The following is a 25619-nucleotide window of genomic DNA, read 5'->3' as shown; positions in this document are numbered from 1 at the left end:
TCTTTACGTTTTGTAACACTCTCCTTCATTTTAACGACGATTTTCCCAACTCTTAATTCTCAACTCGCTACCGCGTCACTTGCCACGGGATCATCACATCTTGAGCCAGACGACGAGAAACTTCGTAGGCTCCATAGCGATTTAAGTGACTAGGATCGGAGAAATAGTTGGACTGGGTGGCTAAGGCGCCACTCAAATCTCGAAAGACCATTCCTAGTTGAGGAGCCAAATTCAGTAAATAGGCTTGAAACTCGTGCTCATGTTTTTTGCGAATGGGATCCAGGTATTCCTGAGTCAGGGGTAAATTGACAAAGATCAGGGGAATTTGCCGCGCTTTCGCAAATTGAGCCAGGTTCACCAGGGCTTCCGTCTGTATCCCTTGCAGGTTAAACGCTTCGTAGTCGGTATCATAATCGCCCGGTACACGAGCATATTTTTGATAGTAGGTGATGGGATTGAACTGAATTGAGAGTGGTAAAAAGCCTTCGATATCAATCATGCCTTCGCCATCAGAAGTCAAGGCGGGAGCAGAGGTGGCCGCCGCGGGTAGCGAAGAGGAATTGAGCAAACTATTTGAGGATGCCATCATGCTATCTGATGACAGTCCTTGCGGTAGCAACCAGGCCATGAGTTGTTCTCGCAGTTTGGTTTTGAGGCGATCGCGCTGGGAATAAACCACCGAAAATCCTCCCAGTGCCTTATTAAAACTCTCATTGAGCACTTGATAGGGATTTGCGGGAGAGGCCGTGGAGTTGTTAGCACTGGAATTGGCATTGGCTGCGGAAGGTTGCGGTTGGGTAGGAGCAGCTTTGGCCGCCGTGATGCCAGCGATCGGCGGAGTGCCTGCAACCAGTGTGCGATATCCCTGAGAAGCCAGAATACCGTTATAGGTCAGATCGGGCCGACCGCTATTGAAGGCACGCGCTCCATCAGCAAACAAAATTAGTTTGGGTAACTTCTCCTGGGGCAACACCTGACGAATCAACCAATCTACCACCCGTACCGTGGCCCCATTAATTCCCAGGTTGAAAACTTTCAACCCCGCATAGCCCTGTTCGGCCAGAGCGGCTTTCAGTTGGGTTGGGTCAATTCCGCGTAATGCTCTGGAACTGCCAACGATCAGGACATCCGGAGGCCCATTGACTTCTAAATAACGCTTATAGACCACTAGTTGGCGATCGAGTTGCCGACTATTGAAGGTAGGATAGTCCACTTTGAAGTCAGGCAATTGATCGGCTTTCGCCTGCATGGGTGAAGCAGGAAGGGGACTGGTGACCTTAGGAGATTTCTCCTTGGCCGGGGGTCTGACCACAGTACTGCCCGGTTGCGTAAATCCAGAAGCATTAAAATTCTCCCAATCCTCGGCTTTCGGTTTATTCAGGGGAACAGCAGGAATCGGAGATGCCGCCTGACTGACAACTGGTGGAGCAGCAGGGGGGGCTGCAATCGGTTTGGCTGGGGCTGTATCTTGGTCGACTAGGGGTTGAATCCAGCGTCCCAGTAGCCAGTCGGTTTGCACAACCAGCAGCAGTCCTATAGTGCTCCAGAGAGCAGCAATCGCTAACCGTTGACGAGAAGAGGGAGTTGGGGAAAAGTTGGCTGGAGTAAGTGCCGGAGCTAAGTGAGTTGTTTCTGAGGGAATGAAGAGTTGAGTGGCAATCAGCGATCGCTGTACCTGTTTTAGAGTTGAGCCAGACCACTGATAGAGTTTGGCTCGCCAATCATCGGGAGGTAACTCTGACCAGAGGACAAGCGCGCCCGGTGGGGCCAACAGATCATCTACATGTACATCGGAAGCGGCAAATTCAGGAGTTGCCTCTGGAACTAACCGATTGCGACGTGGAACGAAATCCACCCCATAATTCCACAAAGGCTGCCGCTGTCCGGCCCGGCGTCCATAAATTCGGACACCTGCTACAGAGGCAATTTGCAAGGGTTTCAAGCAGCGAACAATGGCGGGAGCGATCGCATCCTGACGGGGGCAAATGAGGGCATCCGTCATGATATGTAGCAGGTCTTCTTTTTGGCAAATTTGTACCCGAATGCCACCCGTTGCTAACTTATCTTCTAAGTTCGGATTGAGTAAGCGAGTCAGCAGAAAGGTAATCGCTGCCAGATTGCCCTGCTTGGCCAGTTCCAGAGTCGGTAGAGCAAGCTCTGGTTGGTGAGCAGCAGGCAGATCTAGCCAGTGAACCCAGGCAGGTAGAACTTCCGATGACTCATCCGGAAGACTGGCAACTCCATAAATGGTAACGGCATGAATTCCCTGGGGTTCCAGCGACTGGAGGCAGGAACGAATCGCTGCGATCGCTGTTATTTGCTCCGGAGGAGATCCGGCATCCCCTGCACAAGTCAGGTGCAGGGTGGAGTCTTTAAGTAAGGCTGAAAATTTCAGATGCTGACTGGCCAGCGATCGATTGAATAACCGGGTGATGGCCTGAATATCGCCCCAGCGAGACCACTCCTGCAAAATCTCATCCGCTGGAGTCAGGTCTATGCGAGTTACCCACTCAGGTTGAGCTTCTCCCCTCACCTGCCCAAACACTAGCGCATCCCTAAATCCCCGCAGTTCCAGTTCCCGCAGTTTTTGAGCGATCGGTGCCGCCAGCAAAGCCGGATCTGGACTGTAGGCCGATTCACAAACCACTAGCAAACGGTTTATGGAGGATGGCTGATCTGCTCTGAAATTGTCTTTTACAGAACTTTGAGTTTTTGGGGAATAGGGCTTGACTTTGGCGCGAATGGCAATATTCAGGATGTTAAGCGCATCGCTCAGGTAGCGGGCGATCGCATCCGGCTGACCTTGCTGTGCTAATTCCAGCGTTTCATCGGGTTCCGCAGCAGAGGCAGGATCAAGGGGCTGAGCAATCGTCGTTGCGGCTGGGGATTGAGAAACTGCGGTGCGATTGACCCGATGATGAGTAGAACCCTGATGCTTGTGTTTCTTGTGAGGGAGGGAGTTGCGGCTGGCGATATCAATTCGTTGGCTCCAGGCAGCCTCTTTTTGTCCCACCTGACGACCGTGAACCAATGCCCGATGCACCTGGTCTGCGTCGTCCCCTAACAATACCGCCAGAGAGGTAGTTTTCAGCGCTGCCTGTAACTGGAGTACAATCACTTCAGCATTTGGACAATTAGACCCCTCGCAAAGAATATGCAGGTTGTTTCCCCGTAACCGCATCTTGACCCTGATATTGCTCTGCCCAATCACTTGCTGTATCCAGCGAGTTAAAGAGCCTGGTTTGTCAGCAGATTTCCGAGTTGGGCTACTGATTGAGGAAGTAGGGAATTGTCCATCGTCGTTTAGCATGAGAGCATATGTCTAACGGTCTGTTGATGGGATGAAGCTTCTTCCAGATTGGTTTTCTGGAGTGTTGCATCAGCTAATGAATAAGGACGGTCTAAGTCAGTGATTTATATCGGTCATTAAAGTTATGCTTCCTTCGCCAACTCGTCAAGTCCCTCTGAATGAATTGAACACCCAAATTCCGATTTTGCTCACGGATATTGCGTTCGATTAATGCTTGCTGTGATTGATGAGGGCCATCTACTCTGGATTCTGCTGCCACTCCCTGTGTATTTTTCTTTACAAAAGTTATCGACCTGATTGACCTATGGAATCTCCGAACGCTCCCTCCCATCAACGACTTTCGCCCAAAATGGTTGTTCCGGTTGATTTACTTATCAGTCTAGCAACCGTTCCCCTGGTGGTTGGATTAGTTGGTACTAAGATCCTCACCCAGATCGCCCAGGAACTCGGACAGTTAAGCGAAGAGGTGTTTCGGGGCGATCGCCTGCCATTGCTCAAATTTCCCAGCCAACCTTCCTCTATTGATACGGGAGATCCTTAGGAATGCTCGTCTCGCAGTTTTGAGTTGAAAATTTGGGTTCAGGAAGAACTGCAAAACTTCAAAATAGCTCATAAAATAGTCAGACTATCCTTTGAAAAACCGACTCCATGAGTGCAACACGTTCTTCGACAGATGATGCCTTTGGTTTTAGAGCAGCGATCGAGCCTGGCGTTTTGGCAGACTTAGCTGTAAATTCCTCCGCCTCTGACCTGTTCTTAAGACATCGGCTGAAAGTAGTTGAGGAATTATGGGAAAGCGTTCTTCAACAAGAATGTGGCCAGACCCTGGTCGATCTGCTTAATCAACTGCGACATTTGTGTTCACCAGAAGGGCAAGCAAATACGTTTGTCGAGTCGGAAGTCTTGCAGGTGATTGAAAAACTCGATTTGAATGAGGCGATTCGGGCTGCCCGTGCCTTTGCCCTCTACTTTCAACTGATCAACATCGTCGAGCAGCATTATGAACAGCGTGACCAACTGCAATACCGGGCTGGTGTGCGAGAAACTTCTCAGAATAGTCATACTGCTGCCTCAACGGCTGGGTCTAAAGGGGAAGACACCACGCCTGCCAGTCGCCTGGAAGCCGATCTGTTAGAGAAAACGCTACATGACCCAGATGCTCGCCGCCAATTGGGAACGTTTCACTGGCTGTTTCCCAAATTAAAAAGCCTGAATGTGCCGCCGCAGCAAATTCAAAATTTGCTAGATCAGTTGGACATTCAACTCGTGTTTACCGCTCACCCGACAGAAATTGTGCGGCATACCATCCGAGATAAGCAGCGGCGGATTGCCACGATTCTCCGCCAACTGGATCAGGTAGAAGAACGGCAGGTCGCTCAGGCAATTGACATTGACTCGGTGGATAAGCGGCAACTACGGGAGCAATTGATGGAGGAAATTCGCCTGTGGTGGCGCACGGATGAGTTGCATCAGTTTAAACCTACGGTGCTGGATGAGGTGGATTACGCGCTCCATTACTTCCAGGAAGTGCTGTTTGATGTGATTCCCCAGCTTTACCAGCGGTTTAAGCAGGCGATGAAAACCTCGTTCCCGACCTTGAAGCCCCCTCAAACGGACTTCTGTCGTTTTGGTTCCTGGGTCGGTTCCGATCGCGATGGCAACCCTTCTGTTACCCCGCAAATTACCTGGCAGACGGCCTGTTACCAGCGCAATCTGGTACTGGATAAATACATTAACTCCGTTCGTAAGCTGATCGATCTGCTGAGCCTATCGCTGCACTGGAGTGATGTGCTGCCCGAACTACTGGAGTCTCTGGAGCAAGATCAACTACAAATTCCAGCGGTTTATGAGCGCCTTGCGATTCGCTATCGGCAGGAACCCTATCGCTTGAAGTTGTCCTACATTCAGCAGCGGCTGGAGAATACCCGCGATCGCAGCATGAAGATGTACAAAGGCGAGTATATCCAGCCCGATCAGCCGGAGCAATTCACCACCTTTTACCGTTCTGGGGACGCCTTCCTGGCCGAGCTGGAACTGATTCAACGTAGCCTTCAAGAAACGGGCCTCACCTGTCGAGATCTGGATAACCTGATCTGTCAGGTCAAGATTTATGGCTTTCATTTAGCCAACCTGGATATTCGCCAGGAAAGTACCCGCCATTCCGACACCTTCAACGAGATTGTCGAGTACCTGCAAATTTTGCCCAGACCCTACACCGAGCTTTCTGAGGAAGAACGGATTCGCTGGTTAGCCACCGAACTGCAAACCCGTCGCCCCCTGATTCCAGGTGAACTGCCCTTCTCGAACAAGGCTAACGAGACGATCGAAACCTTCCGCATGGTGCGGCGCCTGCAGGAAGAATTCAGTCCCGAAATCTGCCATACCTACATCATCAGCATGAGCCACGATGCCAGCGACCTGCTGGAAGTACTGCTCCTGGCTAAAGAGGCTGGATTGTATGATCCAGCGACAGGCGTGAGTACGTTACGCGTCGTTCCCCTGTTTGAAACGGTGGAGGATCTGCAAAAAGCCTCCCATGTGCTGGCTTCTCTGTTTAAGTTGCCTGTGTATCGGAAGATGCTGGCGGGCGATCATCCTTCCATCAACGAACCGCTGCCCAATGGCAAGCAACCCTGGCGACTGGCTCCAAATCTGCAAGAAGTGATGCTGGGCTACTCCGATAGTAATAAGGATTCTGGCTTCCTGAGCAGTAACTGGGAAATCCATAAAGCCCAACAGAGCCTGCAGCAATTAGCCGAACGCTATGGTGTGTTATTACGTATCTTCCACGGTCGGGGCGGCTCCGTTGGTCGCGGCGGTGGCCCTGCTTATGAGGCGATTCTAGCTCAACCCGGTCGCAGTCTCTGTGGGCGAATCAAGATTACCGAGCAAGGAGAAGTGCTGGCATCCAAATATTCCTTGCCCGAGCTGGCTCTCTATAATCTCGAGAAAGTGGTGACAGCAGTGATCCAAGGCAGTCTCCTGCGCACCGGGTTTGATGACATTCAACCCTGGCACGAGATTATGGAAGAACTGTCTGCCCGTTCTCGTGCTCACTACCGGGCGTTGATTTACGAACAACCTGATTTTGTTGATTTCTTCCATGAAGTGACCCCGATTGAGGAAATCAGTCAGCTACAAATTAGCTCTCGTCCTGCTCGTCGGGGCGGCAAAAAGGATCTGGGTAGCCTGCGAGCCATTCCCTGGGTCTTCAGTTGGACGCAGAGCCGCTTCTTACTGCCTTCCTGGTATGGTATGGGGACTGCGCTGCGAGACTTTTTGCAGGAGCACCCAGAAGAACACCTGAAACTGCTCCGATATTTCTATTTCAAGTGGCCGTTCTTCAAGATGGTCGTGTCTAAAGCAGAAATGACCCTCTCCAAGGTGGATTTGCAAATTGCTCGCCATTATGTGAATGAACTGGTGAAACCAGAGGACAAGGCACGCTTTGAGCCAGTCTATGAGCAAATTGCAAATGAGTACTACCTCACCCGCGAAATGATCCTCCGAGTAACGGGTCATAAACGCCTGTTGGATGGTGATCCCGACCTGCAACGATCGGTACAGTTACGCAATGGCACGATCGTTCCTCTGGGCTTTTTACAAGTGTCCCTGCTCAAGCGGCTGCGACGAACCAAGGACGAAGCCACAACTGGAGTGGTGCGATCGCGCTACAGCAAAGGCGAACTCCTGCGGGGTGCTCTGCTCACCATTAACGGCATCGCCGCTGGAATGCGCAATACGGGTTGAGGACGAATAGCTCCCTCGCATGTTAGGCTCAAACAGCCAGGGGTGGAGCCAGGGGTGGACAAAAGGCATCAATTAGTATCCCACTGTACTGTTGCAGGCCAAGCATGTAGGTACCTTTTGTGACGAAGCTAGCAATGCAGGTACAGCGGTGCAGGGAGTTCAGGCCAAGCCCCACCATTATTTGATGACCGACAACATTCGGATATGTACCGCACTGTGGCTGATATTACAGGGTAAGCTTGAGGAACTGGAGCAACCTGCTAACTGGGTACTGGTTTATCATCAATAAACGATCAAATGATGAATTACGGTTGTTACCCGGAACTATGGCAAAACACACACAAGCGCACCTGACTCGTAGAGTAGAAAAAAATAAACCCAGTGCGCTGAAGGATATGACTCGCCGCCAGATGGAGTATTACATGGGGGCTAAATTGCTGGAAATCGGAGTCGATCCAAAGTTGGCTATTTATCGTTGGTCAAGTGAAATTCAGGGCAATAACGAAGTGATTACCTACAGCGCCTATTGGGGAAACTCGAAGGACACAGTGTTGCAACAGGAACAGGGGCTGTAAATGCGATCGCACCTCTCGCCCAACCAACTCCTTGCTGACCAGCTTGAAGCCGCTATTCAAACACTTAAGCAGGAACTCCCCACCCTGTTTGAAAAAGATTTGTCCTACGACATCTACAGTTCTGACATCTACTTCCGAGATCCGATCAATACCTTCAAGGGAAAGTTCAACTACCGCATTGTCTTCTGGACACTGCGTTTTCACGGACGCTTATTTTTTACCAACCTGGCCTTTGATCTGCACGACGTCTATCCCGTTGGCGATGCTAGCATTCGGGCCGACTGGACAGTCAGGGGAACCCTGCGCTTGCCCTGGAAGCCTGACCTCCTGTTCAATGGCTACTCCCTGTATCAGTTCAATTCAGAAGGACTGATTTACGAGCACATTGATACCTGGGATCGCTCTCCAGGTGAAATTTTGAAACAGTTTTGGCCGAACTGAGCAATTGCGGCAGCCAGAATTTTATAGTGAGGAAGGATTCCTGCGATCGCCTCACTTCTTTGCAGCAGGCATCTATACCCCATCCAGAGACCTTCCTATGACTTATCCCTATCGCCCACCATCCGAAGACCCACTCGATGAGTCGCTGCCCTCTCAGGTAAGCAAAACTTTACTGGTTGAGTCTGCTGTGCCCGCTGAGCATCAGGACGTGAGTACCACTTTATTAATCGAATCTGCTGTGCCCTCCGAGCATCCCCCCTGCAGCCAGACCCTGCTGATTCAGTCTGCTGTGCCGACCGATCCACCCCCATCCATTACCTATCCCCAACTGAAGCGGGCCGAGTTGACTGGCCGATCGCAACTCAGCAAAACTCTCCTGATGCCTGACGTACTGCCCACTGAAAAGCCTTACATCAACACCACCCTGTTGAAGGGGACGGAAAAGAAAACCGAATAGATCACACAACAATTGGGTCTCCTGGGTCAGGCAGAAATGAGGGCCGAGAAATCTTAGGGGCGTGGCGTGCGGCAGTTTCCCCCTGGTAAAAGGCCACAATCGTTGCCTGAATGCTACGCCCGTACCAGAGTCATGTCTTTCCTAGAAAGCTCCTGAGTGCTGAGTATTGCAATATTGCAGCATCTATGGGTCGCAATACTAAAATGGTGAACACAACTATTGCCGACTCCCTATTCCTGCTCCATCCATGCCCCAACCTGAGGTCATTCGACACAGTGAATTAATCAACCAGTTAGTGCTAAATCACCGCACGATGGAAGAACTGGGGCGGATTGAGGTGTTATGGATGTACCCCCCAGCCCATCGTGTATTGGGGTTCGTCACTAAATCTGGCTTTCTGGGGCGGCAAAAACTGGCTTTCAAACTATCCCAGGTGGAGGCGATCGGAGACAACGGAATCCTGACTCATTCCCAACCTGATCCCACAGATGCAGACCGGGTGCGACAACTGGAATCGCTCATTCACTGCGAATTATGGAGTGAGGCAGGTCATCAATTAGGCCGGATTACAGACTGCGAATTTAATTTGCGCACCGGGGCAATTACCGCTTATCTGGTTGTGGTCGATCGCCTGAGTGAAGTCATCGGCAGCATCTACCGCCTGCCCCCATCCCAAATCATCAGCTTTGGCTTCAAACGGGTCGTCGTTGCGGCCACTTCCCTGAAAGACTTTGAGCCGTACCGGGAGGGTATTCAGGAGAAGTTCGCCAAGGCAGCCAGTACGATCAAGGAGGAATACACCCAGGCGACTCAAGAATTGCGATCGCTGGCGCAACGGGTACAGGATAAGACTCAGCAAACCGCAGAACAATTAAAGACTCTGGCAGAACAAGCGAAGGAACGGGCACAACTGCTGGCAGAACAGGCCAGAGAAAAAGCCCAGGAGTTGAGTGAGCAACTGCGAGAAGGGACAGAAACGCTGGTCGAACAAACCAGCGAAACGGGAAGCGCCTGGGCAGAACGAGTTCACGATCGGGCAGAAGACTGGTTTGAGAACTGGGAGGTGGCGGTGGAACCATCCCCTTGCCCTGCTGCACCTGTAGACGACGAAGACTGGTTGACAGGCTGGGAGGAGGAAACCCCGTCCCCATCTCCAGCTAGACCGCAAACCTCACAACCAGCAGACTGTTTTGAAGACTGGGGAAACACCCATCCAACCTCGGTTCCCACAACCCCGGAAGATGAAGATCTGTTGCGGCAAATCCGGGCGTTTGGGCCAGAGGAGGAGGCTGATACCAGTGAGGAACCCTGGGGAGTGGCTCGTCCCAAGTCTAAAGATCACCATCAGAATCAGCCATGGATCCTGGACGAAGACTCGCTCAATCTGGACGATGATCCCTGGGACATCACAGAACCGCCAGAGCCAACAGAGGTTGTACTCCAACCTTTACCGGAATTGCAACCGAAGCAAGCAAAGCAGCCATCAGACTCATCAGACCAAGACTCCTGGATTTAGCAGATTTTGGATTAGCGATTTTGGATTTTGGACTGATCAGGAGAGACACCTGTTAGAAATTGGCTATTGGAGTCCTGGATCTACTGAAAGCATAGTTGATTTCAGTAGAGGATATCTGATGCTGGACGATCGCCGCTCTCAAACTGCTGCCTGCCGATGAGTGGAAGAGCTATGAAATCATTGGAACTCTTGCCTATTAGACTCAATCATCATCAGTAGAATGGGGCAGAGCTTGGCGTGCCCATTCAAATCAGCCAGAATTACAGGATGGGCACAGCGCTTCCCTATTGTTGGGCAGGTGGTCGGTGCTGCCAAACTTCAACGGGCTAAAGAACTTCGTCAGCAAAGGAGAACGGGATTTTCGCGGTGCTAACCTGCGGGGACAAAATTTTAAAGGACAGGATCTCTCCGACGCAGACTTCAGTGGAGCCGACATTCGCAGCACAAACTTTACCAACGCCATCTTGAAAGGGGGAAATTTCACCGGACACCAATGAAGAACCCGCCCAGAAAGAAGGACTGGTGCGACAAGCCAAAAAGATGTTCGCTGCCGCGGTCAATACTTTGCCCGACACCGCTAAATTGGCCGAGGCTCGCAGCAAGTTGTTGCCCTTAATCCTGAAGGTGTTAGGGTTTCCAGGTTAAGAGCAGTATCAATCAAGAAAGTTCTGAGTTTTAAGTTTTAAGTTTTAAGTTGAGTCAATGCAGAACCTAAAACTTAAAATTGAGAGCTTAAAACTTTTTACTTCCATGTTGGAACCAGTTATCGCGGCCTTCGATCGTCAGGATTATCGAACAGCGGCTCAATTATTAAAAGAATTGCTCAAACAGTCGCCTCAGGATCCGTGGGTGCAGTTTTATGTGGCCCGCTTGCAGGAGGTATCGGGTAAGGCGAGTGCTGCGGAGACTATTTACCGTCAACTGTTGCGACAGAGTACCAATCCCAAGTTGATGGCACAGGCGCGGCAGGGCTTACAACGATTGGAGGAGGCAGAGAAAGAACGGCGACAACAGGCGATCGCGCAGGCGACTGCGGATGCGTCCAGCCAGGAACCGGGAGTGATGATTCTGGAAGCGGTAGCGGGAGAGAACCGGAATGCGATCGTTCAACGCTTTGCCCAGATTATGAAAATCGATACTTATACGGCACGGGGACTGTTGCCCAGTCGGGGATGGCGGCTGTATCGCTCTGGTTCTATTGGGGAGTTACAGGTGTATGGCCAGGAACTCCTGCAGGCGGAAATTCCGGTTTTTTGGGCATCCCTCTCCGAATTGCAAGCGATTCAAGTTTTTCGCATCCATTACTTCCAAACCTTTGTGCCGACAGCCTCTGTCGTTTGTTTCAATGATGCCAATCAGTCTGGATTACTATCTTTTAACTGGTCAGAGGTGGGGCAGCGAGTGGAGGGATTGTTACCGATTTTTGGGCAGGTGGTAGATTTGGGCTATCGCGATCGCCTGGAATGGAAAGAACACGTTGAGGATTACGTTCATGTCTGTGACCTGCACCTGATTCATCGGCAGTGTATTCTGCGGTTGGTGGATAGTCAGTACGACTTTCATCAGGGTGTATCGGCAAATGTTCACCACGACACGATTCGTCAATACTGGAACGAGTTGAGTGCAGGGCTGAATCAGCAACTTCCTGAAACTCCAATTCAGTCCCTTTTCACCCCATTTGCTGAAACCACAGAAGACTTTACCGTTGTTCTCGATCGCATCCCTTCCCATATTCATCTGGCGCGATCGACGGATTGTTACCTGGATACCGCCTTTCATCTGTACAGCAGTCTGGCCTTCCTGCAACGCTCCCGTGCGATCGCAAAAAAATAGGAGTGCGACAGAACTCACTCCTAACACAATCAATAAGGTAGTAAGGGCTCGGCATGCAGGCAATAATGCTTGGGTATCAGTTAAAATTACCTGCCGAATGCTGTGCCCCTACGCTATGTCTGTTATCGGTTTCTAGCCGACTTTCATCTTACGGGCCATGTCCAGATAGGTAGACATATTGGCACCGGGACGGCGACGGCTGTTGCTGCCATTTGTCACCAGATACTTGGTGGCAAATTCCGTTTCCGGTTCAAAAGTAGCTGGCTTCGGTGCTGGTGCAGCCACTGCTGCTGGTTTTGCCGTTGGTGCTTTAGCAGGCGCTGGGGTAGCTGCAGCAGGTTGCTTCCCTTCAGCCAGAGCCGCCAACTTTTCTTTCCGGCTAGTTTTTGCAGATTGGACCTCAGTTGGCTTAGCCTCAACTGTTGCGCCGTTTGCAGTTTGGGCAGGAGCCGGAGAGCCAGCCTGGGCTGCACCAGCTTTGGACTCATCTAACTCTAAATAGAAACCCGAATTGCCCTTCTTAGCGGCAGGTTTGGTTTCGCTGCCAGAAAGGGCTTCAGTTTTTTTCTTGACGCCTAGCAGACCACCGAAAAACCCAAAAATTCCAGAGAATAAACTTTTGATGAAATTAATTAGACCACTCATTAGAACTGCTCCTAAAGTTCGCTTATACTGACCCCGTTTACAAGTCAAAATGTTTAGAAAACTCTCACTCAGAGTTTCTAAAACGTTTGTATGCTAATACCTGATTTACTCGCCTATCAACTTCCGCAAGTTATCAAGCATGAGGCTGCCGATGCTAAGATTACAGCGATCGCAACTCGATTGATCCCGTCACCGATTATGAGAGTTTATTGGGAACACAAGCAAGAATCATCTACATTTCTTTACTAAATGTTACTTTGACAGATGCTTGCTCCTAACTCATCACACTTCAGCGATTAGATGGGGAATAACTGTTACATTTATTTGCCCTATTTCTAATTTCTCAGTCCGTCTGAGCGATGCCGCCACAATTGGGAAAATCTGCTCTGTTGCTGCATGGCTGGCGTAATACTCAGACTATCTTCGCTCGCATGAAATACCGTTGATGCTAAGTGGTTAGCGATCGCCAATCTGGACAAACTCCCGTTCTTCAAAAATTGCCGTTGGGTGACAATAATACTTGAACTCCAGGAGATTGTAAAAAGGATCTTCCAGAAAGAAGGTGCGATGTTCTAACTCCGTTCCTGGAAAGCGTCGCTTCGGCTGTTGGTAGAAACAAAGATACTGCTCCTTTGCCCGTTTCAGTAATGCTTCCCAGTCCGCTTCTGCCGTAAAAATTAACCCAAAGTGACGCGGGTAGACTCCTCGTTGCGGTTTCAGCGGCTCATCCGTGACATGGGCCACCAGTTGATGACCATACAGATCTAAAATGACCGATTTGGCATTTTCTCGCCCCACCCGGCAACCCAATCCCTCCGCATAAAAGGCTTTGGTATCAGGAATATTGCCAACGGGGAAGGCGAGGTGGAAGAGAGTGGGATTCATAGGGAATGGGAAGTAGGGAGTGGGGAATGGGAGAGGGTGAGTAGAGGGAAATCACTGGCAAAATAGGGGTGTCGTTTTCTACCCACACCCATGTTGTTCGACCCGATCGCCGATCTCGGATCTCTGATCTTCTTCTCTCTCCTCCCCCATTCCTATCTTCTCATCTTCTACCCTACACCCTCGCTCAATCACTGGCTGGTTGCAGTGGCTTTGAATACGGTTCTGGGGGCGATCGCCTGGTTTGCTCCCCAAAAACTGTTGACTCCTGCGGGACTTCTGCATGCCTGGGCCTTGGGGGTGATCATCTGGGGATGTCTGGGGTGGCAGGGGTATGCCGTGGTGATGTTTTACTTCCTGGTGGGATCAGCTGTCACCAAAGTCGGCATGGCGCAAAAAGAGGCAGAAGGGATTGCAGAAAAGCGATCGGGCGCACGAGGGCCGGAGAATGTCTGGGGATCAGCACTGACGGGAGCGTTGTGTGCGGTGGGAGTTCTAGCCCTGACGACGTTTTCTCCGCAAGCCAGCCCATCTGCTATTTGGGCAGCGCTCCTGTTACTGGGATATGTTGCCAGCTTCAGTACTAAATTAGCCGATACCTGTGCCAGTGAAATTGGGAAGGCGTATGGCCAACGGACTTATTTAATCACCACATTACAAGCCGTGCCCCGTGGGACAGAGGGAGCCATCAGCCTGGAGGGAACTCTGGCGGGAGTTGTGGCTTCGATCGCGATCGCACTTTTGGGTTGGGCTGTAGGTTTAATCTCAATTTGGGGGGTCGTGATTTGTGTGATCGCCGCTTTTATGGCCACCAATGCCGAAAGCTTGATTGGTGCCACTCTCCAGAACCAGTTTGATTGGCTGACGAATGAGTTGGTGAATATCCTGAATACCTTGATTGGGGCGATTGGGGCGATTGCGATCGCCCTGCTCCTTCAACCTTTTATTCCGGGCATACTTTAATGCGGCAATGGTGTCAGGTCTGGTTCCAGCCAGGTAATGTCACTTTTATTGCAATTCATTACAGGGTTTCCTACTACTGTGGATAGTGGACGAGCGGGGATCGTAAGTGATAACACAGTGTATATAGACACAATTCCCCCTAGAAGAACTGCCGAATCGATAGAAAAATTGCCGATTAACCGCTTTTGGTCATTAAAAAATACCGCTTCTACACAGCAAGGATCACCAATATGGGTTTAGTAAACCAGATTGAAATCAGACCTTTGTGCTGCATTCATCCAGCCGAGGGAATTGATATTTGTCCTGTTGACTTAGCCAGTACAAAGGAATTTCGTCTGCCTTCCAGCCATGAAACAAACCTGGTCTATATTGCTCCCAATACCGTAGAAGATCTCTTCGTGCACCGTTTTCAAACGGATCAGTTGGTGGTGATTAAAGGACAGGTGGTGCTGGTGGTTCTGCAAAATGGTCGCTATCAATATTTGTTGCTGACCGATCGCGATCCCCGTGTGGTGCGAATCCCACCGGGCATTCCTCACGGCAGCATTAACCTCACGGCTGCCCCCTGCATCGCCATTAATTCAGTGCTGCGTCACGGCCCAGCCCATCCACGCGACTATCGCCCTCTAAAACAACCCTTCCCCTACAATCTGGAAATTGCCGAAGCCCTTCTGGATGCAGCAGCCAAGTCTTATCGGGATGTTCCGTTGAAGACTTCTGTGGCGTAGGATGACGATTGTAGAGACGTTCTGGCGGAACGCCTCTACGAGATTTTTTTAGGCTAAGAACGACATCTGAGATTGGGTCGCTTCCCACAATTGCATCAGCAAGAACTCTGACATATCAGACAAAGCGGTGATGAAGATGCCTTCGTGAGCGGCGATCGTTTCAGCGATCCAGCTTCCCCGCACCGTGACTTCCACAAAGCCGTCATCCAGGGGTGTGATGGTGACGATCAGGGTTTGTTCCATCCGCACCATCCGCTGCAGTTGGGTTAAGCTAGGAGCGTCGGCTCGTAACAGAAACGATGCCTGTCCGGGTTCAATGTGCAACCGTTGTCCGGTACGGATGGCTAAAACAACCCGTTGGGCAATTAAGCCTTCCAGGGAAGTGGCGACACGCTCTAACCGCAGTCCATGTTCGGTGTAGGTCAGCTTCAGCATGCGTGCTGTCTCCTTGAGAAATGGGAAAAATTTTTATGGAGAGAGTGGTAGAAGCGGAACGGGTCTTAATCTGCAAAAAATCGGCAACAATAAACCCCCACTTCTGGTTTTCAGGAGCGGGGGTTTAAGCGTCTCAGGGGATTGGCTTACTTAGGTCAGCACAGGCTCTCCCTGCACCTCCCGCTCTGGATTGGCAAAATAATTTGAGCTCGAATCAACCGACCATCTTGGACGATCGGCAATTGGGCGACCAAAAACTGGGTAACGAAAAAATGATTAATAGCTCCTAGGATAAGTCCGGCCAGATTGGGTCTATGATTCGTCCACTCACCCATGAGCCAGCCCGCGATCGCCAGTTGCCCTGGTATGGGCTGACGCAGGGCTGAACTCGGTAACAGTGAGCAGGACAGACGTTTCATGGCAGGAATGGACAAATTGGTTAAAAACTTATTACTAGATACTACAAGATGTAGTATGAGTATGTCTACTCCTGGAGAATCAATTTCTGAAAGGTGAATTCCGGACTAAATTTGAATGACATCAAAGGTGCCCTGATCGCCAATCCGGTAAAACAAGAAGTCACTCTCCTGAATTTCGTAAACTGTCAGCAGTCTATCTAGAAGAAGCTGCCCCAACTGCTTTTGTATCTGCTAACCGCCCCGATGAAGGGCGAGATACATGGTTTCCGTCAGGCAAGACCAAGTTGTGGTAAGAGGCTTTGCCAAACGTAGAGCTGCATTTTTGCAGGCTTGATGCTGGGGCTGGGTACGATCGACCAGGTAAAGTAAAACCCCTGCATCGCACAGAATCATAGGTCTAGACCTTGTTGTCGATATTTGTCGAGTAACAGTTGCTGATAATCAGTGACCGATTCAGATAAAATTGCTCCATCCAAGTGATCCACAGTTTCAAACCACTGCGTCCATGCTCTCACAAATTCCTCAGCAGACCGGCTATCAGTCGCCCTAGCCTGGTACTTATAGATAACGTAATCAATGAAATCGTTCACTTCTTATAAAAGTGGTTCAGGAAGTTGCTGCAGTTTAGCGATCGTGAAATCAAGAAGGGTCATAATAGCTTTCCCTTAGGACATAGGTTGCAGGGAATCTTTGGCTTGATTTCAAGCTATGCGTTTTATAGCTCTCAGTACCAGCCATTTGTACTTGGTTGCGTTCTACCCTGGCCTTTCCCTGATGCGGAGAGGGGAACTCTTCAAAGCCTTTTTCCCTTGTAGGGAAGGGGGTTAGGTCTGAGATTATCTCAGCCAACTACCCACGAAATAGGCTTTATAACTAATGCAATCTGTTTGATCGGATATCGTATGTCCACATTCACACAGAATTTTCATTGGTTTCAGTCCGAATTAGGTTTGTACGTAGCGGCATACCAAGAATATACTCTGCTAAGCTTTAGTCAAAGTCGCCGAAGTCCAGAACTGGGCTGTTATAAGCCAGAGTTTCGTAGTCTCCTAAGAGATTGGCCTGCACCAGTTTGCTGACTCGTAAACTACGCCAGTAGCGACTGTGATCGGTAGCTAGTCCCAAAGCCATTGCCACATCGCCAATGTTCTTCTTGAAAAAGTTGCGTTCGCCTAGATAATGATCACGGAAAAACAGGTTGGAACCTTCTAAGTTAAGGCTGGAGCGCAAAGGATAGGCAAATACATCAGAGGCATGAATGATATTGACCCAGCGCAGGGGATCGCCTATATAGCGACCTGCAAACTCAATCAGTTTCTGGTTATTCACGCTCATCAATTGTCGGAAGATCAGCAGCGGACAGCCCATTGTGCTGATACTGCGTAATCGGACTTTGCGACCTTCTCCTGGGCCACTTAGTCCCTTAATCACTTGACGCACGTAGTAGGCTGGATCTCCTTCAGTGCTATAAGCTTCTGAAAATAGCAGATCCCACAAAATAACGCTGCTGAGGGAATGCACCACGATATGCAGATCTTCTTCCAGGGGATTGTCGGTCAGGAAGTCCAGAAATTGGGTGGCAACGGTGTGCCGGATTTCCTTGCCTCGCTCACTACTCAGGTATTTAAAGATGTCGTGGAAGAAGCCATTGATCAGTTGTTCTCGGCGCTGGCGATAGTGAAACACATCATCCACGTCGATCTGGGGATGCTCAAATTTGAAGGCTTCCAGATCTTGCTGCACAAAGTCCCAAATTTCGTTGGTATTGCCCAGGGTGTCTCCCCAGTAAGCGGAATAGAACGCTGGAATAGGTAAGCCCAGCGCAGTAAATTCTGCAATCAGTCGCGATCGCAACGGATCGGCGTAGGTGGGTTGCCGGACAGAAGCACCATGCATGAACCAAACGAGCATTGGAGGGGATTGAAATTAGAGATCAGGGATGAGGAAGCGGGGATCAGGGGATGGTGATCACCGTAAATGATTATGTATCATTGGGAGATCGCTGGTTACTAACCTCCAACATTCCTGCGCGATTGCCCAGTCTTCCTGCGTATGAATTACCAGGACTCGGATGGTTGAATCTGGGGCGGCAATGTCCTGATCAACGGGGTGAGAGTTGTTCTTGTCGGAGTCCAGTTTCAGGCCAAGAAAGGCCAGATTTTGGCAGGCGGCGGCTCGTACAGGGGCGGAGTTTTCTCCTACACCTGCGGTAAAGACCAGAGCGTCCAGTCCTCCCAGACTGGCCAGCATGGAGCCGATCCCTGCTCGGAGGCGATGAATGTAAACATCAAAAGCCAGCTTGGCCTGCTGATTGCCATCGGCGATCGCGCTCATCACCTGTCGCAAATCGGCGGAGACTCCAGAGACTCCCTGCAAGCCAGAAGCACGATTCAGCAGCTTGTCCAATTCCTCGGCTGTATAGTTCTCCTGGCGCAAAAGGTGAATTAAAATTCCAGGATCTATGGAACCAGAACGACTGCCCATCATCACGCCTTCCAAGGGCGTGAAGCCCATCGTTGTATCAATGCTGACTCCATTCTGAATCGCAGCCAGGGAGCAACCATTGCCCAAATGACAGGTAATTAAATGCAAATCCTGGAGGTTCCGACCCAGGAGTTGAGCAGCTCGGTGGGCGCAGTATTGGTGACTGATGCCATGAAATCCATAGCGACGAATGCCTTGTTCCAGATAACGGTAAGGGATGGGGTAGGTATAGGCTGGTGGAGGGAGGTGAGCATGAAACGCGGTGTCGAAAACGGCGATCTGAGGAACGGTTGGCCCCAAAATTTGCTCGGTGGTTTCAATGCCTTCCAGGTTGGCAGGATTATGTACCGGGGCAAAGACGGCTAGTTCGGCGATCGCGGCTTTTACTGCTGGCGTAATCCGTACCCGTTCCTGGTATTTGTCTCCCCCATGAACAACTCGATGCCCTACGGCAACAATTTCACCAGGTTCTGCAATGACCTGCGTTTCACCTTGCCACAAGGTATTCATCAAGTGCTGGACTAGGGCGGGTTTATCGGTCGTTTGAATCTCTTCTTTGAGTACTGTTCCTGCGGCCGTCTTCACCCGCACTTCCGCAAAGCCCTGATGGTGAGTCCAGTCCACAAAGCCGTCCCACACTGGCTCTAAGGGATCCTCCGGTAAGCGATCGTCGGGCAGATCATAGAGACAACTTTTCTGACTGCTGGATCCGGCGTTGAGCACCAATATCTTCATAGGTTTAGGGGGTGGAATTACCAGGAATGTAGTGCCCGCAATTGAGAAGTCTTTTTCAGTTGATGTGCCTGCATTCGGATTAGCACATCATCCAGAATGGTAACGGCTTCCGCAATAAATGGGCCTTTATTGAGCATGACGCATTCTGCTCGTTCTGCCATCGCCGCATCGGTGATTTCTCCCCGTGAAGGCAGCCCTGTTTTCACCAGATTTTCCAGCACCTGAGTCGCCCAGATTACCGGAACGTGAGCCGCTTCACAGAGCCAGAGGATTTCTTCCTGCATTTCTGCCAGCCGCTGATACCCAATCTCGATCGCCAGATCTCCCCGCGCAATCATCACTCCAAAAGGAAAGCGACCTGCGGCCTGCACAATCAGTTCGGGGAGATGCTGCACGGCTGTAGGCGTTTCAATCTTGGCGACGATCGCCAGCTTAGATGTCCGTCCCCGCAATCGAGCTGCAATCTCGTTTTGCAAGCGTTCTATATCTGCTGCCGTTTGCACAAAGGAATAACCCACAATATCGGCATGAGCCACCACAAAATCTAGATCTTGCAAGTCCTGATCCGTTAACGGATTCAGGGGCAATAGAGTATCGGGAAAATTCATCCCCTTTTCAGGCCGCAACTTGGCACCTTTCGGGCCAACCTGCATCACCTCCAGCAATACCCCATCCTGACTCTCAGTAGATAGGGAATGATGAGTATCGACCACCCGTGCGCCAATCTTACCATCGTCAATCCAGACAGAGGCTCCCACCTGTAAATGCTCGATGATTCCGGGCAGCATACATCCAGTCTGAAAGTAACCGGGGGGTAAGGAGTTGAGAACGATCGCTTCGGTGCTAGAAGGTGGTATGGCCTCCCGCGAGAGCCAGATGCGATCGCCTTTGCATACACGCTTCTGATCAACTGGACGGAAGACTTCTCCAGTGCGAGGTTTAGGGCCGCCCAGATCCATCAATACCTTGCAAGCGCGTCCCATTTCCCGATTGGCTCGTCGCACATGGTTGATCATGGCCAGCCGCTGATCCGGAGTATCGTGAGCACAGTTGATGCGAACACAGGTTGTTCCCCGCTGCATCAAGTCTCGGATCAGGTCATAATTTTCCGCCGCTGCAGTGGGTAAAGTGACCATGATATGAACTCGTCGATCGCCCACTGCTTTGCCAAACAATTCTTCCGTATGATGCTGCAGCTGATGGTCGCCAGCGAAGAAATCCGCAGGTACGGGACGGGGAAGACAGGAAGCCGGATCCAGATGGCAAATCGCACTCAGAGTTGCAATTACCGCATCCAGGTTGGGCATTACTCGTGCTTCAATTCGTCCCAAAGAGGACAACCCCCAGGGCATTAAGGCCGTTTGCAAGGGACGCAAATCATAGCGTCGGAGAGCCAGATAGTAAGCTAGGTTCAGCGCACTGGGAAGGAAGTCAGGTCGATGGATGCGCGATCGCCACTGCTCAAACATAGCCTGTCCCTGGTCATGAACCATCTGCCGCAACAGGGTCATTGCTTTCAACAAAGCATAGGGATTAGTATGGCTGAGATGTTCCAGGGCAAAGGGTAAACTATCCGCTGGTTCAGGAAGTGATAGAACCATCATTCCCCCTCGCATGAAATATCCATTGAAAGATTTCAACAGTATGAGCAGGTTCCAACATAGTTCGGTGTTTTCAATCCAAGTCTAAAGACTTTAACCCTAAGATTGTGTACCGAAGAGGTTAAGGGAAGGTAAGTTTTGGGGATTGGCCATCAGAACTCGCTGTCGTTCTTCTCAATTCGCGACTCTGACTCCTTACTCCTTACCGTATCATTTTGATCTGGCAGAACTTGTATCAGCATGGTTAGCGATAAAACCTCTACCACTTCCTGTAGCAATGGCAAATGGAATTGAGATAGAACTGAAAATCGATCGCGCTAGCCATAGAAACGAGAGGCAACAATTTTTCTCCATCCTTTGCGATCGCTCAATCGGGATGACTGGATTCGAACCAGCGGCCCCTTCGTCCCGAACGAAGTGCGCTACCAAGCTGCGCTACATCCCGCCACATCAATGATACTAACCCAGAGTATCATATTCCCATAGTGGCTGATTCAGATTAGGCCTGATTAAAGATTGCGGGCTTCAAAGGTGTTGCACTGGTTAATGTCACCCGTCTGCATGCCCCGTTTAAACCAGCGTACCCGTTGGGCAGAACTGCCGTGGGTAAAGGATTCTGGAACTACGTATCCCCTGGCTTTCTGTTGCAAGCGATCGTCCCCAATACTACTGGCCGCATTCAGCGCCTCTTCCACATCCCCCTGTTCCAGGATCTGGCGGGAGCGATCGGCATGGTAGCCCCAAACTCCGGCAAAGCAATCCGCCTGTAACTCCAGCATCACCGATAGCTGATTGGCCTGTTCCTAGCTCACCCGCCGTTGCAAAGATTGCACCTTTCCTGAAATACCAATAAATTTTGAACATGATGACCGACTTCATGAGCAATCACATACACCTGGGCAAAGTCTCCTGGGGCATTGTGCTTATACTTCAGACCTGATAAAAGGACAAATCAACATACACCTTCTGGTCTAAGGGACAGCAAAACGGTTCCATGGCTGGCTTTGCATAGCCGCAAGCCGACTGGGGTGGATCCAGAGAATAGTACGAGCTTTGGATCCCGGTAAGTACGGCCCATTTGCCGAAACAGAGCACTTCAGGTATCTTCGGTATCCGCCAGTACCACTGAAACAAAGTTGGCCATCCGGTCATTGGCAGGTGGAGCAGAAGCCTGGGTGGTCGGGCGGTTACTGGTCGTTGGGGAGCCTGATTCAAAATAGCCGATGGGTCACCTCCCAGCAGCGTCACGACGATCGCCAGCAGAATCACACCAATTCCGCCGCCCACCACTGGCCCTGCGGGCATTCCCCGCCGATCTTCAACGTTGCTACTGCGACGACCAAATTCCCATTTCATAGCTGGCGATCAATAGAAGATAGAAGTATGTGTAGGATAATAGGCCTTGATCTCAAATTGACCAGGTTTGATCCATTACTTTTAATCAAATCGCCTTTGCTTTTCCCTGCAATTTCCCTGAAGTTCGATCAATTCTCATACACTAAACAATAGTCGTTCATCTAGCAGCAAACGTGGTGGTTAAGCCAGAGTGGTTACGGGTTAAAGCTCCCCAGTGGGAGCGTGTGGGCAAAGTCAAGGACATTTTGCGGGATCTGAAGCTGAACACCGTCTGTGAAGAGGCATCCTGTCCCAATATTGGTGAGTGTTTTAACAACGGCACTGCCACATTCTTGATCATGGGACCAGCCTGTACTCGCGCCTGTCCTTACTGTGATATTGACTTTGAGAAGAAACCCCAGCCGCTCGATCCGACAGAACCTGATCGCTTAGCGGAAGCCGTCCGCCGGATGCGTCTCAACCACGTTGTTGTCACCTCCGTGAACCGGGATGATTTACCCGATGGCGGTGCCGGACAGTTCGATCGCTGCATTCGAGCGATTCGAGATGCTTCTCCTGGAACGACGATCGAGGTTCTGATTCCAGATTTGTGCGGTAATTGGGATGCCTTAGCAATCATTCTGCAAGCCAATCCCGAAGTCTTGAATCACAACACGGAAACCATTCCTCGCCTCTATCGTCGTGTGCGCCCTCAGGGAGATTACGGGCGATCGCTGGAACTGCTGCAAAAAACCCATGAACTGGCCCCCTGGATTTACACCAAGAGCGGCATCATGGTTGGCCTGGGCGAATCTGATGAGGAAGTGAAACAGACTATGCAAGACCTGCGGGCTGTGAACTGCGATATCTTGACGATCGGCCAATATCTGCAACCTACCCAAAAGCATTTAGGAGTGCAGGATTTTATCACTCCCGAACAATTCGATGCATGGCAAACCTACGGCGAATCCCTGGGGTTTCTGCAAGTCGTGGCCTCTCCCCTGACCCGCAGTTCTTACCATGCCGAACAGGTGAGAGCTTTAATGGAGCAACTTCCTCGGCAGAAAGAGGCGATCGGCGTGGCTCATCCTTCAGGCGAAACCAGTAGTCGTAGTTGACGTAATTTCCCGCCAGTCGCACATTGCTAATCTGAACGGTGTACTTTACAGCCGGCTTGATTGAGTCTGCGCTCCAGGACAAGAAGTTTTCTACCCCAAATCCCTTGTGATCAAACTGAAGATTATCAATGGGGACAAATTTTCCATTCGAATCTTTGATTGTTACACCAGCGATCGCAAAATCTACCTGGCTAGAACCGTTATTCGATGCATTGATCTGGTCAGCGACCACAGAAACTGACATTAGCGGATAACCATTGCGAAATTCGTTATTTTGGAACAATTCTTTCGGATAGTCCCCAAAGGGATAGGCAACCAGATGAGGATTACTGCCAGATCTCTGCAGGGTGGAAACACGCTATAGATTACAGGAATGGGTTGAGGAGCAGCCGTCTGGCCGCTAGATTCCCTCGTCGTGAATCCTGGAGCATCCCAGCAAGAAAGCCTTCGGATTTAATCAGGCTCATGGCAGAACGATTCGTGCCATTGGAAGAGTAATGCACAGAATAGCCAACATTATTAAAAACATTTTGTTCTGCCAGACTTGACCAACACCGAAAGCTAGAATTGATGGGTGTTTCTTTCTCTGCATTAGCGGCCCGAATGAGAGCCAATTGAGCTGCTGGCAATTCTCTATTAACGCTATAAGTGACGGGCTGGAGTTGGTGAAGTGTACGAATTTCATTAATTCTTTTTAAGACTTTATCCTTCTCGTCCTGTTTCAATACGCCTTCCTAACATCCCTGAAGATTCGGTACAGCATCGTACAACTGGTTTACAGTCATACCAGTGTCACTGGGGCGAATAGACGGCAAGTTCCAGGAATTCATCCCACGATTCAGGGATACCAGCAAAGCAACGACGGTCAGAAAAATTGTCCAACTGCCAATTTGCCCAAATCGCCATCTTAAAAGCTTCAGATCAAACGGCTTACTGCCTGAGCTTCTTGAGAATTAGCTTAAGCTCCCACGACGTTGCGGTCTTTTCATAATTCCTGTAGCAGAGCACATTAGGGTTAGAATTCCCTAAACGCTTGATTCCCTATTGGTGAACTACCGAAAGATGCCCCTTAAGGATGGCTGCCAGTATCTGGTAATCTATGTATCTGCGATCGGCCATTCCCATGTCAGTCCTTTCCAAGTCGCTCAACATCACGATTCTGGGTTCCGGTGCCTGGGGAACAACCCTGGCTACACTAGCTTTGCAAGGAGGGCATAGCGTCCGGCTCTGGTCGCGTCAAAGTCCTCAACCCCTGCCTGAGATTGTGGAGGGAGCCGATGTGGTGATATCGGCGGTGTCCATGAAAGGGGTGCGATCGGTGGTTGAGCGAATGCAGCCCCTGCCTTTATCTTCCAACACTATCCTGGTATCCGCGACCAAAGGCTTAGATTCTCAGTCGGGCAGTGAAACTCAGTTGCCCTTGTTGCCATCCCAACTCTGGCAGAACGCCTTCCCCACTCATCCAGTCGTGGTGCTATCAGGGCCAAATTTGGCAGAAGAAATTCAACAGGGACTCCCTGCTGCAACAGTTGTGGCCAGCAACCATTTAGCCGCTGCAGAAGTAGTTCAGGAAGCCTTCTCTTCCCCACGCTTTCGGGTGTACACCAATCCGGACTTGCTGGGCGTGGAGTTGGGGGGAATTTTAAAGAATGTGATTGCGATCGCTGTTGGCACCTGCGACGGCTTACAATTGGGCACTAATGCTAAAGCCGCGCTCGTTACCCGTGGTTTAGCCGAAATTATCCGGGTTGGGTTGTACTGGGGAGCTAAACCCGAAACCTTTTATGGCTTATCTGGCTTAGGAGATTTATTAGCCACCTGCAACAGTGCCCTCAGCCGCAACTATCGAGTTGGCTTTGGCCTTGCTCAGGGCCACTCCTTGACCGACGTACTAGCCCATCTACAAGGCACAGCCGAAGGGGTTAACACCACTCAAGTTCTGGTTCGCTTAGCCTCTCAGCAAAAGATTTCTGTCCCTATTTCCCAACAGGTTCATTATTTATTGAACGGTGAAATTTCCCCCCAGGCTGCCGTAGATGCTTTGATGTTACGCGATTATAAGCCGGAAACCATTTAAGGCAGAGGGCAGGAGGCAGAAGAGTACTCACGGTTCTGGACTCGGACAAGGTTTAAAATCAAAAATCGCCGATTTTCCGCCTTCCTGCCGAAAGAGTTCCGCAAAAATACGCAAGCGCTTCTATCCAGGCTTTACTATTTAGTCATCTAAGCAAGTTTTCCTTCAAAGCCTTGATGAAGATACCTAAGCAAGGCGCGGAGTTCAGGAAACTGGAAGTAGGGTGATGTAGCTTAACTCAACGGCTGATTTAAGTCACTACCCACCCCTAAGTTCCTCTTTATACTGTCTGAGAAGCCTGAAATCAGGGCTACTTCT

27 protein-coding genes and 1 tRNA gene are annotated in these 25619 nt (G+C 50.5%); 14 read left to right on the top strand and 14 right to left on the bottom strand.

What is annotated here, in order from left to right; genetic code table 11:
• Positions 1-67: 67 nt before the first annotated feature.
• On the bottom strand, positions 68-3310 hold the full coding sequence (locus tag ACUVQO_RS00260; protein ID WP_445923887.1) for a hypothetical protein: 3243 nt from the start codon (positions 3308-3310) through the stop codon (positions 68-70).
• Between the two features lie 304 nt (positions 3311-3614).
• Here ACUVQO_RS00260 and ACUVQO_RS00255 point away from each other — a divergent pair, with 304 nt between their 5' ends.
• The 10 genes from ACUVQO_RS00255 to ACUVQO_RS00210 all read left to right on the top strand — a co-directional run bounded on the left by ACUVQO_RS00255 (position 3615) and on the right by ACUVQO_RS00210 (position 11882).
• On the top strand, positions 3615-3851 hold the full coding sequence (locus tag ACUVQO_RS00255; RefSeq protein ID WP_445923886.1) for a hypothetical protein: 237 nt from the start codon (positions 3615-3617) through the stop codon (positions 3849-3851).
• Between the two features lie 107 nt (positions 3852-3958).
• A complete protein-coding gene (ppc, locus tag ACUVQO_RS00250) occupies positions 3959-7060 on the top strand; it encodes a phosphoenolpyruvate carboxylase (RefSeq protein ID WP_445923885.1) in 3102 nt (1033 codons plus the stop codon).
• A 91-nt stretch (positions 7061-7151) separates the two neighbouring features.
• The gene (locus ACUVQO_RS00245) at positions 7152-7349 is read left to right on the top strand and encodes a hypothetical protein (RefSeq protein ID WP_445923884.1); all 198 of its coding nucleotides are present in this window, start codon (positions 7152-7154) and stop codon (positions 7347-7349) included.
• Between the two features lie 37 nt (positions 7350-7386).
• Positions 7387-7635, top strand: coding sequence for a hypothetical protein (locus ACUVQO_RS00240; RefSeq protein WP_445923883.1), 249 nt, complete (start codon positions 7387-7389; stop codon positions 7633-7635).
• A complete protein-coding gene (locus tag ACUVQO_RS00235; protein WP_445923882.1) occupies positions 7636-8076 on the top strand; it encodes a DUF2358 domain-containing protein in 441 nt (146 codons plus the stop codon).
• A gap of 4 nt (positions 8077-8080) precedes the next feature.
• The gene (locus tag ACUVQO_RS00230; RefSeq protein ID WP_445923881.1) at positions 8081-8533 is read left to right on the top strand and encodes a hypothetical protein; all 453 of its coding nucleotides are present in this window, start codon (positions 8081-8083) and stop codon (positions 8531-8533) included.
• Between the two features lie 247 nt (positions 8534-8780).
• The gene (locus tag ACUVQO_RS00225) at positions 8781-10049 is read left to right on the top strand and encodes a hypothetical protein (RefSeq protein ID WP_445923880.1); all 1269 of its coding nucleotides are present in this window, start codon (positions 8781-8783) and stop codon (positions 10047-10049) included.
• A gap of 305 nt (positions 10050-10354) precedes the next feature.
• A complete protein-coding gene (locus ACUVQO_RS00220; protein ID WP_445923879.1) occupies positions 10355-10546 on the top strand; it encodes a pentapeptide repeat-containing protein in 192 nt (63 codons plus the stop codon).
• A gap of 25 nt (positions 10547-10571) precedes the next feature.
• Positions 10572-10694 (top strand): hypothetical protein, encoded by a 123-nt coding sequence (locus ACUVQO_RS00215; protein WP_445923878.1) that lies wholly within the window; start codon positions 10572-10574, stop codon positions 10692-10694.
• A 105-nt stretch (positions 10695-10799) separates the two neighbouring features.
• A complete protein-coding gene (locus tag ACUVQO_RS00210; RefSeq protein WP_445923877.1) occupies positions 10800-11882 on the top strand; it encodes a tetratricopeptide repeat protein in 1083 nt (360 codons plus the stop codon).
• 132 nt (positions 11883-12014) lie between these two features.
• Here the strand turns inward: ACUVQO_RS00210 and ACUVQO_RS00205 are convergent, their stop codons facing one another.
• Together ACUVQO_RS00205 and ACUVQO_RS00200 are read right to left on the bottom strand one after the other, a co-directional pair.
• Positions 12015-12527 (bottom strand): hypothetical protein, encoded by a 513-nt coding sequence (locus tag ACUVQO_RS00205; RefSeq protein WP_445923876.1) that lies wholly within the window; start codon positions 12525-12527, stop codon positions 12015-12017.
• A 456-nt stretch (positions 12528-12983) separates the two neighbouring features.
• On the bottom strand, positions 12984-13412 hold the full coding sequence (locus ACUVQO_RS00200; protein WP_445923875.1) for a VOC family protein: 429 nt from the start codon (positions 13410-13412) through the stop codon (positions 12984-12986).
• 90 nt (positions 13413-13502) lie between these two features.
• Here ACUVQO_RS00200 and ACUVQO_RS00195 point away from each other — a divergent pair, with 90 nt between their 5' ends.
• Both ACUVQO_RS00195 and ACUVQO_RS00190 read left to right on the top strand, forming a co-directional pair.
• A complete protein-coding gene (locus ACUVQO_RS00195; RefSeq protein WP_445923874.1) occupies positions 13503-14372 on the top strand; it encodes a TIGR00297 family protein in 870 nt (289 codons plus the stop codon).
• A 230-nt stretch (positions 14373-14602) separates the two neighbouring features.
• Positions 14603-15100, top strand: a complete 498-nt coding sequence (locus ACUVQO_RS00190; RefSeq protein ID WP_445923873.1) for a cupin domain-containing protein — start codon at positions 14603-14605, stop codon at positions 15098-15100.
• A 48-nt stretch (positions 15101-15148) separates the two neighbouring features.
• Here the strand turns inward: ACUVQO_RS00190 and ACUVQO_RS00185 are convergent, their stop codons facing one another.
• The 10 genes from ACUVQO_RS00185 to ACUVQO_RS00140 form a co-directional block, all read right to left on the bottom strand.
• Positions 15149-15535 (bottom strand): alr0857 family protein, encoded by a 387-nt coding sequence (locus tag ACUVQO_RS00185; RefSeq protein ID WP_445923872.1) that lies wholly within the window; start codon positions 15533-15535, stop codon positions 15149-15151.
• Positions 15536-15690: 155 nt separating this feature from the next.
• Entirely contained in the window at positions 15691-15954 is a 264-nt protein-coding gene (locus ACUVQO_RS00180) for a hypothetical protein (protein ID WP_445923871.1), read from the bottom strand.
• A 231-nt stretch (positions 15955-16185) separates the two neighbouring features.
• Entirely contained in the window at positions 16186-16347 is a 162-nt protein-coding gene (locus tag ACUVQO_RS00175; RefSeq protein WP_445923870.1) for a hypothetical protein, read from the bottom strand.
• A 597-nt stretch (positions 16348-16944) separates the two neighbouring features.
• On the bottom strand, positions 16945-17865 hold the full coding sequence (locus tag ACUVQO_RS00170; RefSeq protein ID WP_445923869.1) for a hypothetical protein: 921 nt from the start codon (positions 17863-17865) through the stop codon (positions 16945-16947).
• Between the two features lie 57 nt (positions 17866-17922).
• The gene (locus tag ACUVQO_RS00165; RefSeq protein WP_445923868.1) at positions 17923-19173 is read right to left on the bottom strand and encodes an acetate kinase; all 1251 of its coding nucleotides are present in this window, start codon (positions 19171-19173) and stop codon (positions 17923-17925) included.
• A 17-nt stretch (positions 19174-19190) separates the two neighbouring features.
• Complete coding sequence (locus tag ACUVQO_RS00160; protein ID WP_445923867.1) at positions 19191-20777, bottom strand: pyruvate kinase; 1587 nt, start codon at positions 20775-20777, stop codon at positions 19191-19193.
• Between the two features lie 368 nt (positions 20778-21145).
• Positions 21146-21219: transfer RNA gene (locus ACUVQO_RS00155), tRNA-Pro, on the bottom strand.
• Between the two features lie 64 nt (positions 21220-21283).
• Positions 21284-21553, bottom strand: coding sequence for a neutral zinc metallopeptidase (locus ACUVQO_RS00150; RefSeq protein WP_445923866.1), 270 nt, complete (start codon positions 21551-21553; stop codon positions 21284-21286).
• Between the two features lie 29 nt (positions 21554-21582).
• Positions 21583-21663 carry a hypothetical protein gene (locus ACUVQO_RS00145; protein ID WP_445923950.1) on the bottom strand — a complete coding sequence of 27 codons (81 nt, stop codon included), beginning with the start codon at positions 21661-21663 and terminating at the stop codon, positions 21583-21585.
• Between the two features lie 41 nt (positions 21664-21704).
• Positions 21705-22130 (bottom strand): neutral zinc metallopeptidase, encoded by a 426-nt coding sequence (locus ACUVQO_RS00140; RefSeq protein ID WP_445923865.1) that lies wholly within the window; start codon positions 22128-22130, stop codon positions 21705-21707.
• A 173-nt stretch (positions 22131-22303) separates the two neighbouring features.
• Here ACUVQO_RS00140 and lipA point away from each other — a divergent pair, with 173 nt between their 5' ends.
• On the top strand, positions 22304-23227 hold the full coding sequence (lipA, locus tag ACUVQO_RS00135; RefSeq protein WP_445923864.1) for a lipoyl synthase: 924 nt from the start codon (positions 22304-22306) through the stop codon (positions 23225-23227).
• Between the two features lie 365 nt (positions 23228-23592).
• Here the strand turns inward: lipA and ACUVQO_RS00130 are convergent, their stop codons facing one another.
• Positions 23593-23952 (bottom strand): hypothetical protein, encoded by a 360-nt coding sequence (locus ACUVQO_RS00130; RefSeq protein ID WP_445923863.1) that lies wholly within the window; start codon positions 23950-23952, stop codon positions 23593-23595.
• 398 nt (positions 23953-24350) lie between these two features.
• Between ACUVQO_RS00130 and ACUVQO_RS00125 the strand changes: the two genes are divergently transcribed.
• Positions 24351-25304 carry an NAD(P)H-dependent glycerol-3-phosphate dehydrogenase gene (locus ACUVQO_RS00125; RefSeq protein WP_445923862.1) on the top strand — a complete coding sequence of 318 codons (954 nt, stop codon included), beginning with the start codon at positions 24351-24353 and terminating at the stop codon, positions 25302-25304.
• Positions 25305-25619 lie beyond the last annotated feature (315 nt).

It is taken from the genome of Leptodesmis sp., assembly GCF_052746595.1.
This window is presented reverse-complemented; position numbering and strand designations above follow the sequence as displayed.

Coding starts and splice junctions, on each gene's coding strand:
- ACUVQO_RS00260 (WP_445923887.1), bottom strand. CDS start 3,310: ATGCTAAACGACGATGGACAATTCCCTACTTCCTCAATCAGTAGCCCA.
- ACUVQO_RS00255 (WP_445923886.1), top strand. CDS start 3,615: ATGGAATCTCCGAACGCTCCCTCCCATCAACGACTTTCGCCCAAAATG.
- ppc (WP_445923885.1), top strand. CDS start 3,959: ATGAGTGCAACACGTTCTTCGACAGATGATGCCTTTGGTTTTAGAGCA.
- ACUVQO_RS00240 (WP_445923883.1), top strand. CDS start 7,387: ATGGCAAAACACACACAAGCGCACCTGACTCGTAGAGTAGAAAAAAAT.
- ACUVQO_RS00235 (WP_445923882.1), top strand. CDS start 7,636: ATGCGATCGCACCTCTCGCCCAACCAACTCCTTGCTGACCAGCTTGAA.
- ACUVQO_RS00225 (WP_445923880.1), top strand. CDS start 8,781: ATGCCCCAACCTGAGGTCATTCGACACAGTGAATTAATCAACCAGTTA.
- ACUVQO_RS00210 (WP_445923877.1), top strand. CDS start 10,800: ATGTTGGAACCAGTTATCGCGGCCTTCGATCGTCAGGATTATCGAACA.
- ACUVQO_RS00205 (WP_445923876.1), bottom strand. CDS start 12,527: ATGAGTGGTCTAATTAATTTCATCAAAAGTTTATTCTCTGGAATTTTT.
- ACUVQO_RS00200 (WP_445923875.1), bottom strand. CDS start 13,412: ATGAATCCCACTCTCTTCCACCTCGCCTTCCCCGTTGGCAATATTCCT.
- ACUVQO_RS00195 (WP_445923874.1), top strand. CDS start 13,503: ATGTTGTTCGACCCGATCGCCGATCTCGGATCTCTGATCTTCTTCTCT.
- ACUVQO_RS00190 (WP_445923873.1), top strand. CDS start 14,603: ATGGGTTTAGTAAACCAGATTGAAATCAGACCTTTGTGCTGCATTCAT.
- ACUVQO_RS00185 (WP_445923872.1), bottom strand. CDS start 15,535: ATGCTGAAGCTGACCTACACCGAACATGGACTGCGGTTAGAGCGTGTC.
- ACUVQO_RS00180 (WP_445923871.1), bottom strand. CDS start 15,954: ATGAAACGTCTGTCCTGCTCACTGTTACCGAGTTCAGCCCTGCGTCAG.
- ACUVQO_RS00175 (WP_445923870.1), bottom strand. CDS start 16,347: ATGATTCTGTGCGATGCAGGGGTTTTACTTTACCTGGTCGATCGTACC.
- ACUVQO_RS00170 (WP_445923869.1), bottom strand. CDS start 17,865: ATGCTCGTTTGGTTCATGCATGGTGCTTCTGTCCGGCAACCCACCTAC.
- ACUVQO_RS00165 (WP_445923868.1), bottom strand. CDS start 19,173: ATGAAGATATTGGTGCTCAACGCCGGATCCAGCAGTCAGAAAAGTTGT.
- ACUVQO_RS00160 (WP_445923867.1), bottom strand. CDS start 20,777: ATGATGGTTCTATCACTTCCTGAACCAGCGGATAGTTTACCCTTTGCC.
- ACUVQO_RS00150 (WP_445923866.1), bottom strand. CDS start 21,553: ATGCTGGAGTTACAGGCGGATTGCTTTGCCGGAGTTTGGGGCTACCAT.
- ACUVQO_RS00140 (WP_445923865.1), bottom strand. CDS start 22,130: ATGAAATGGGAATTTGGTCGTCGCAGTAGCAACGTTGAAGATCGGCGG.
- ACUVQO_RS00125 (WP_445923862.1), top strand. CDS start 24,351: ATGTCAGTCCTTTCCAAGTCGCTCAACATCACGATTCTGGGTTCCGGT.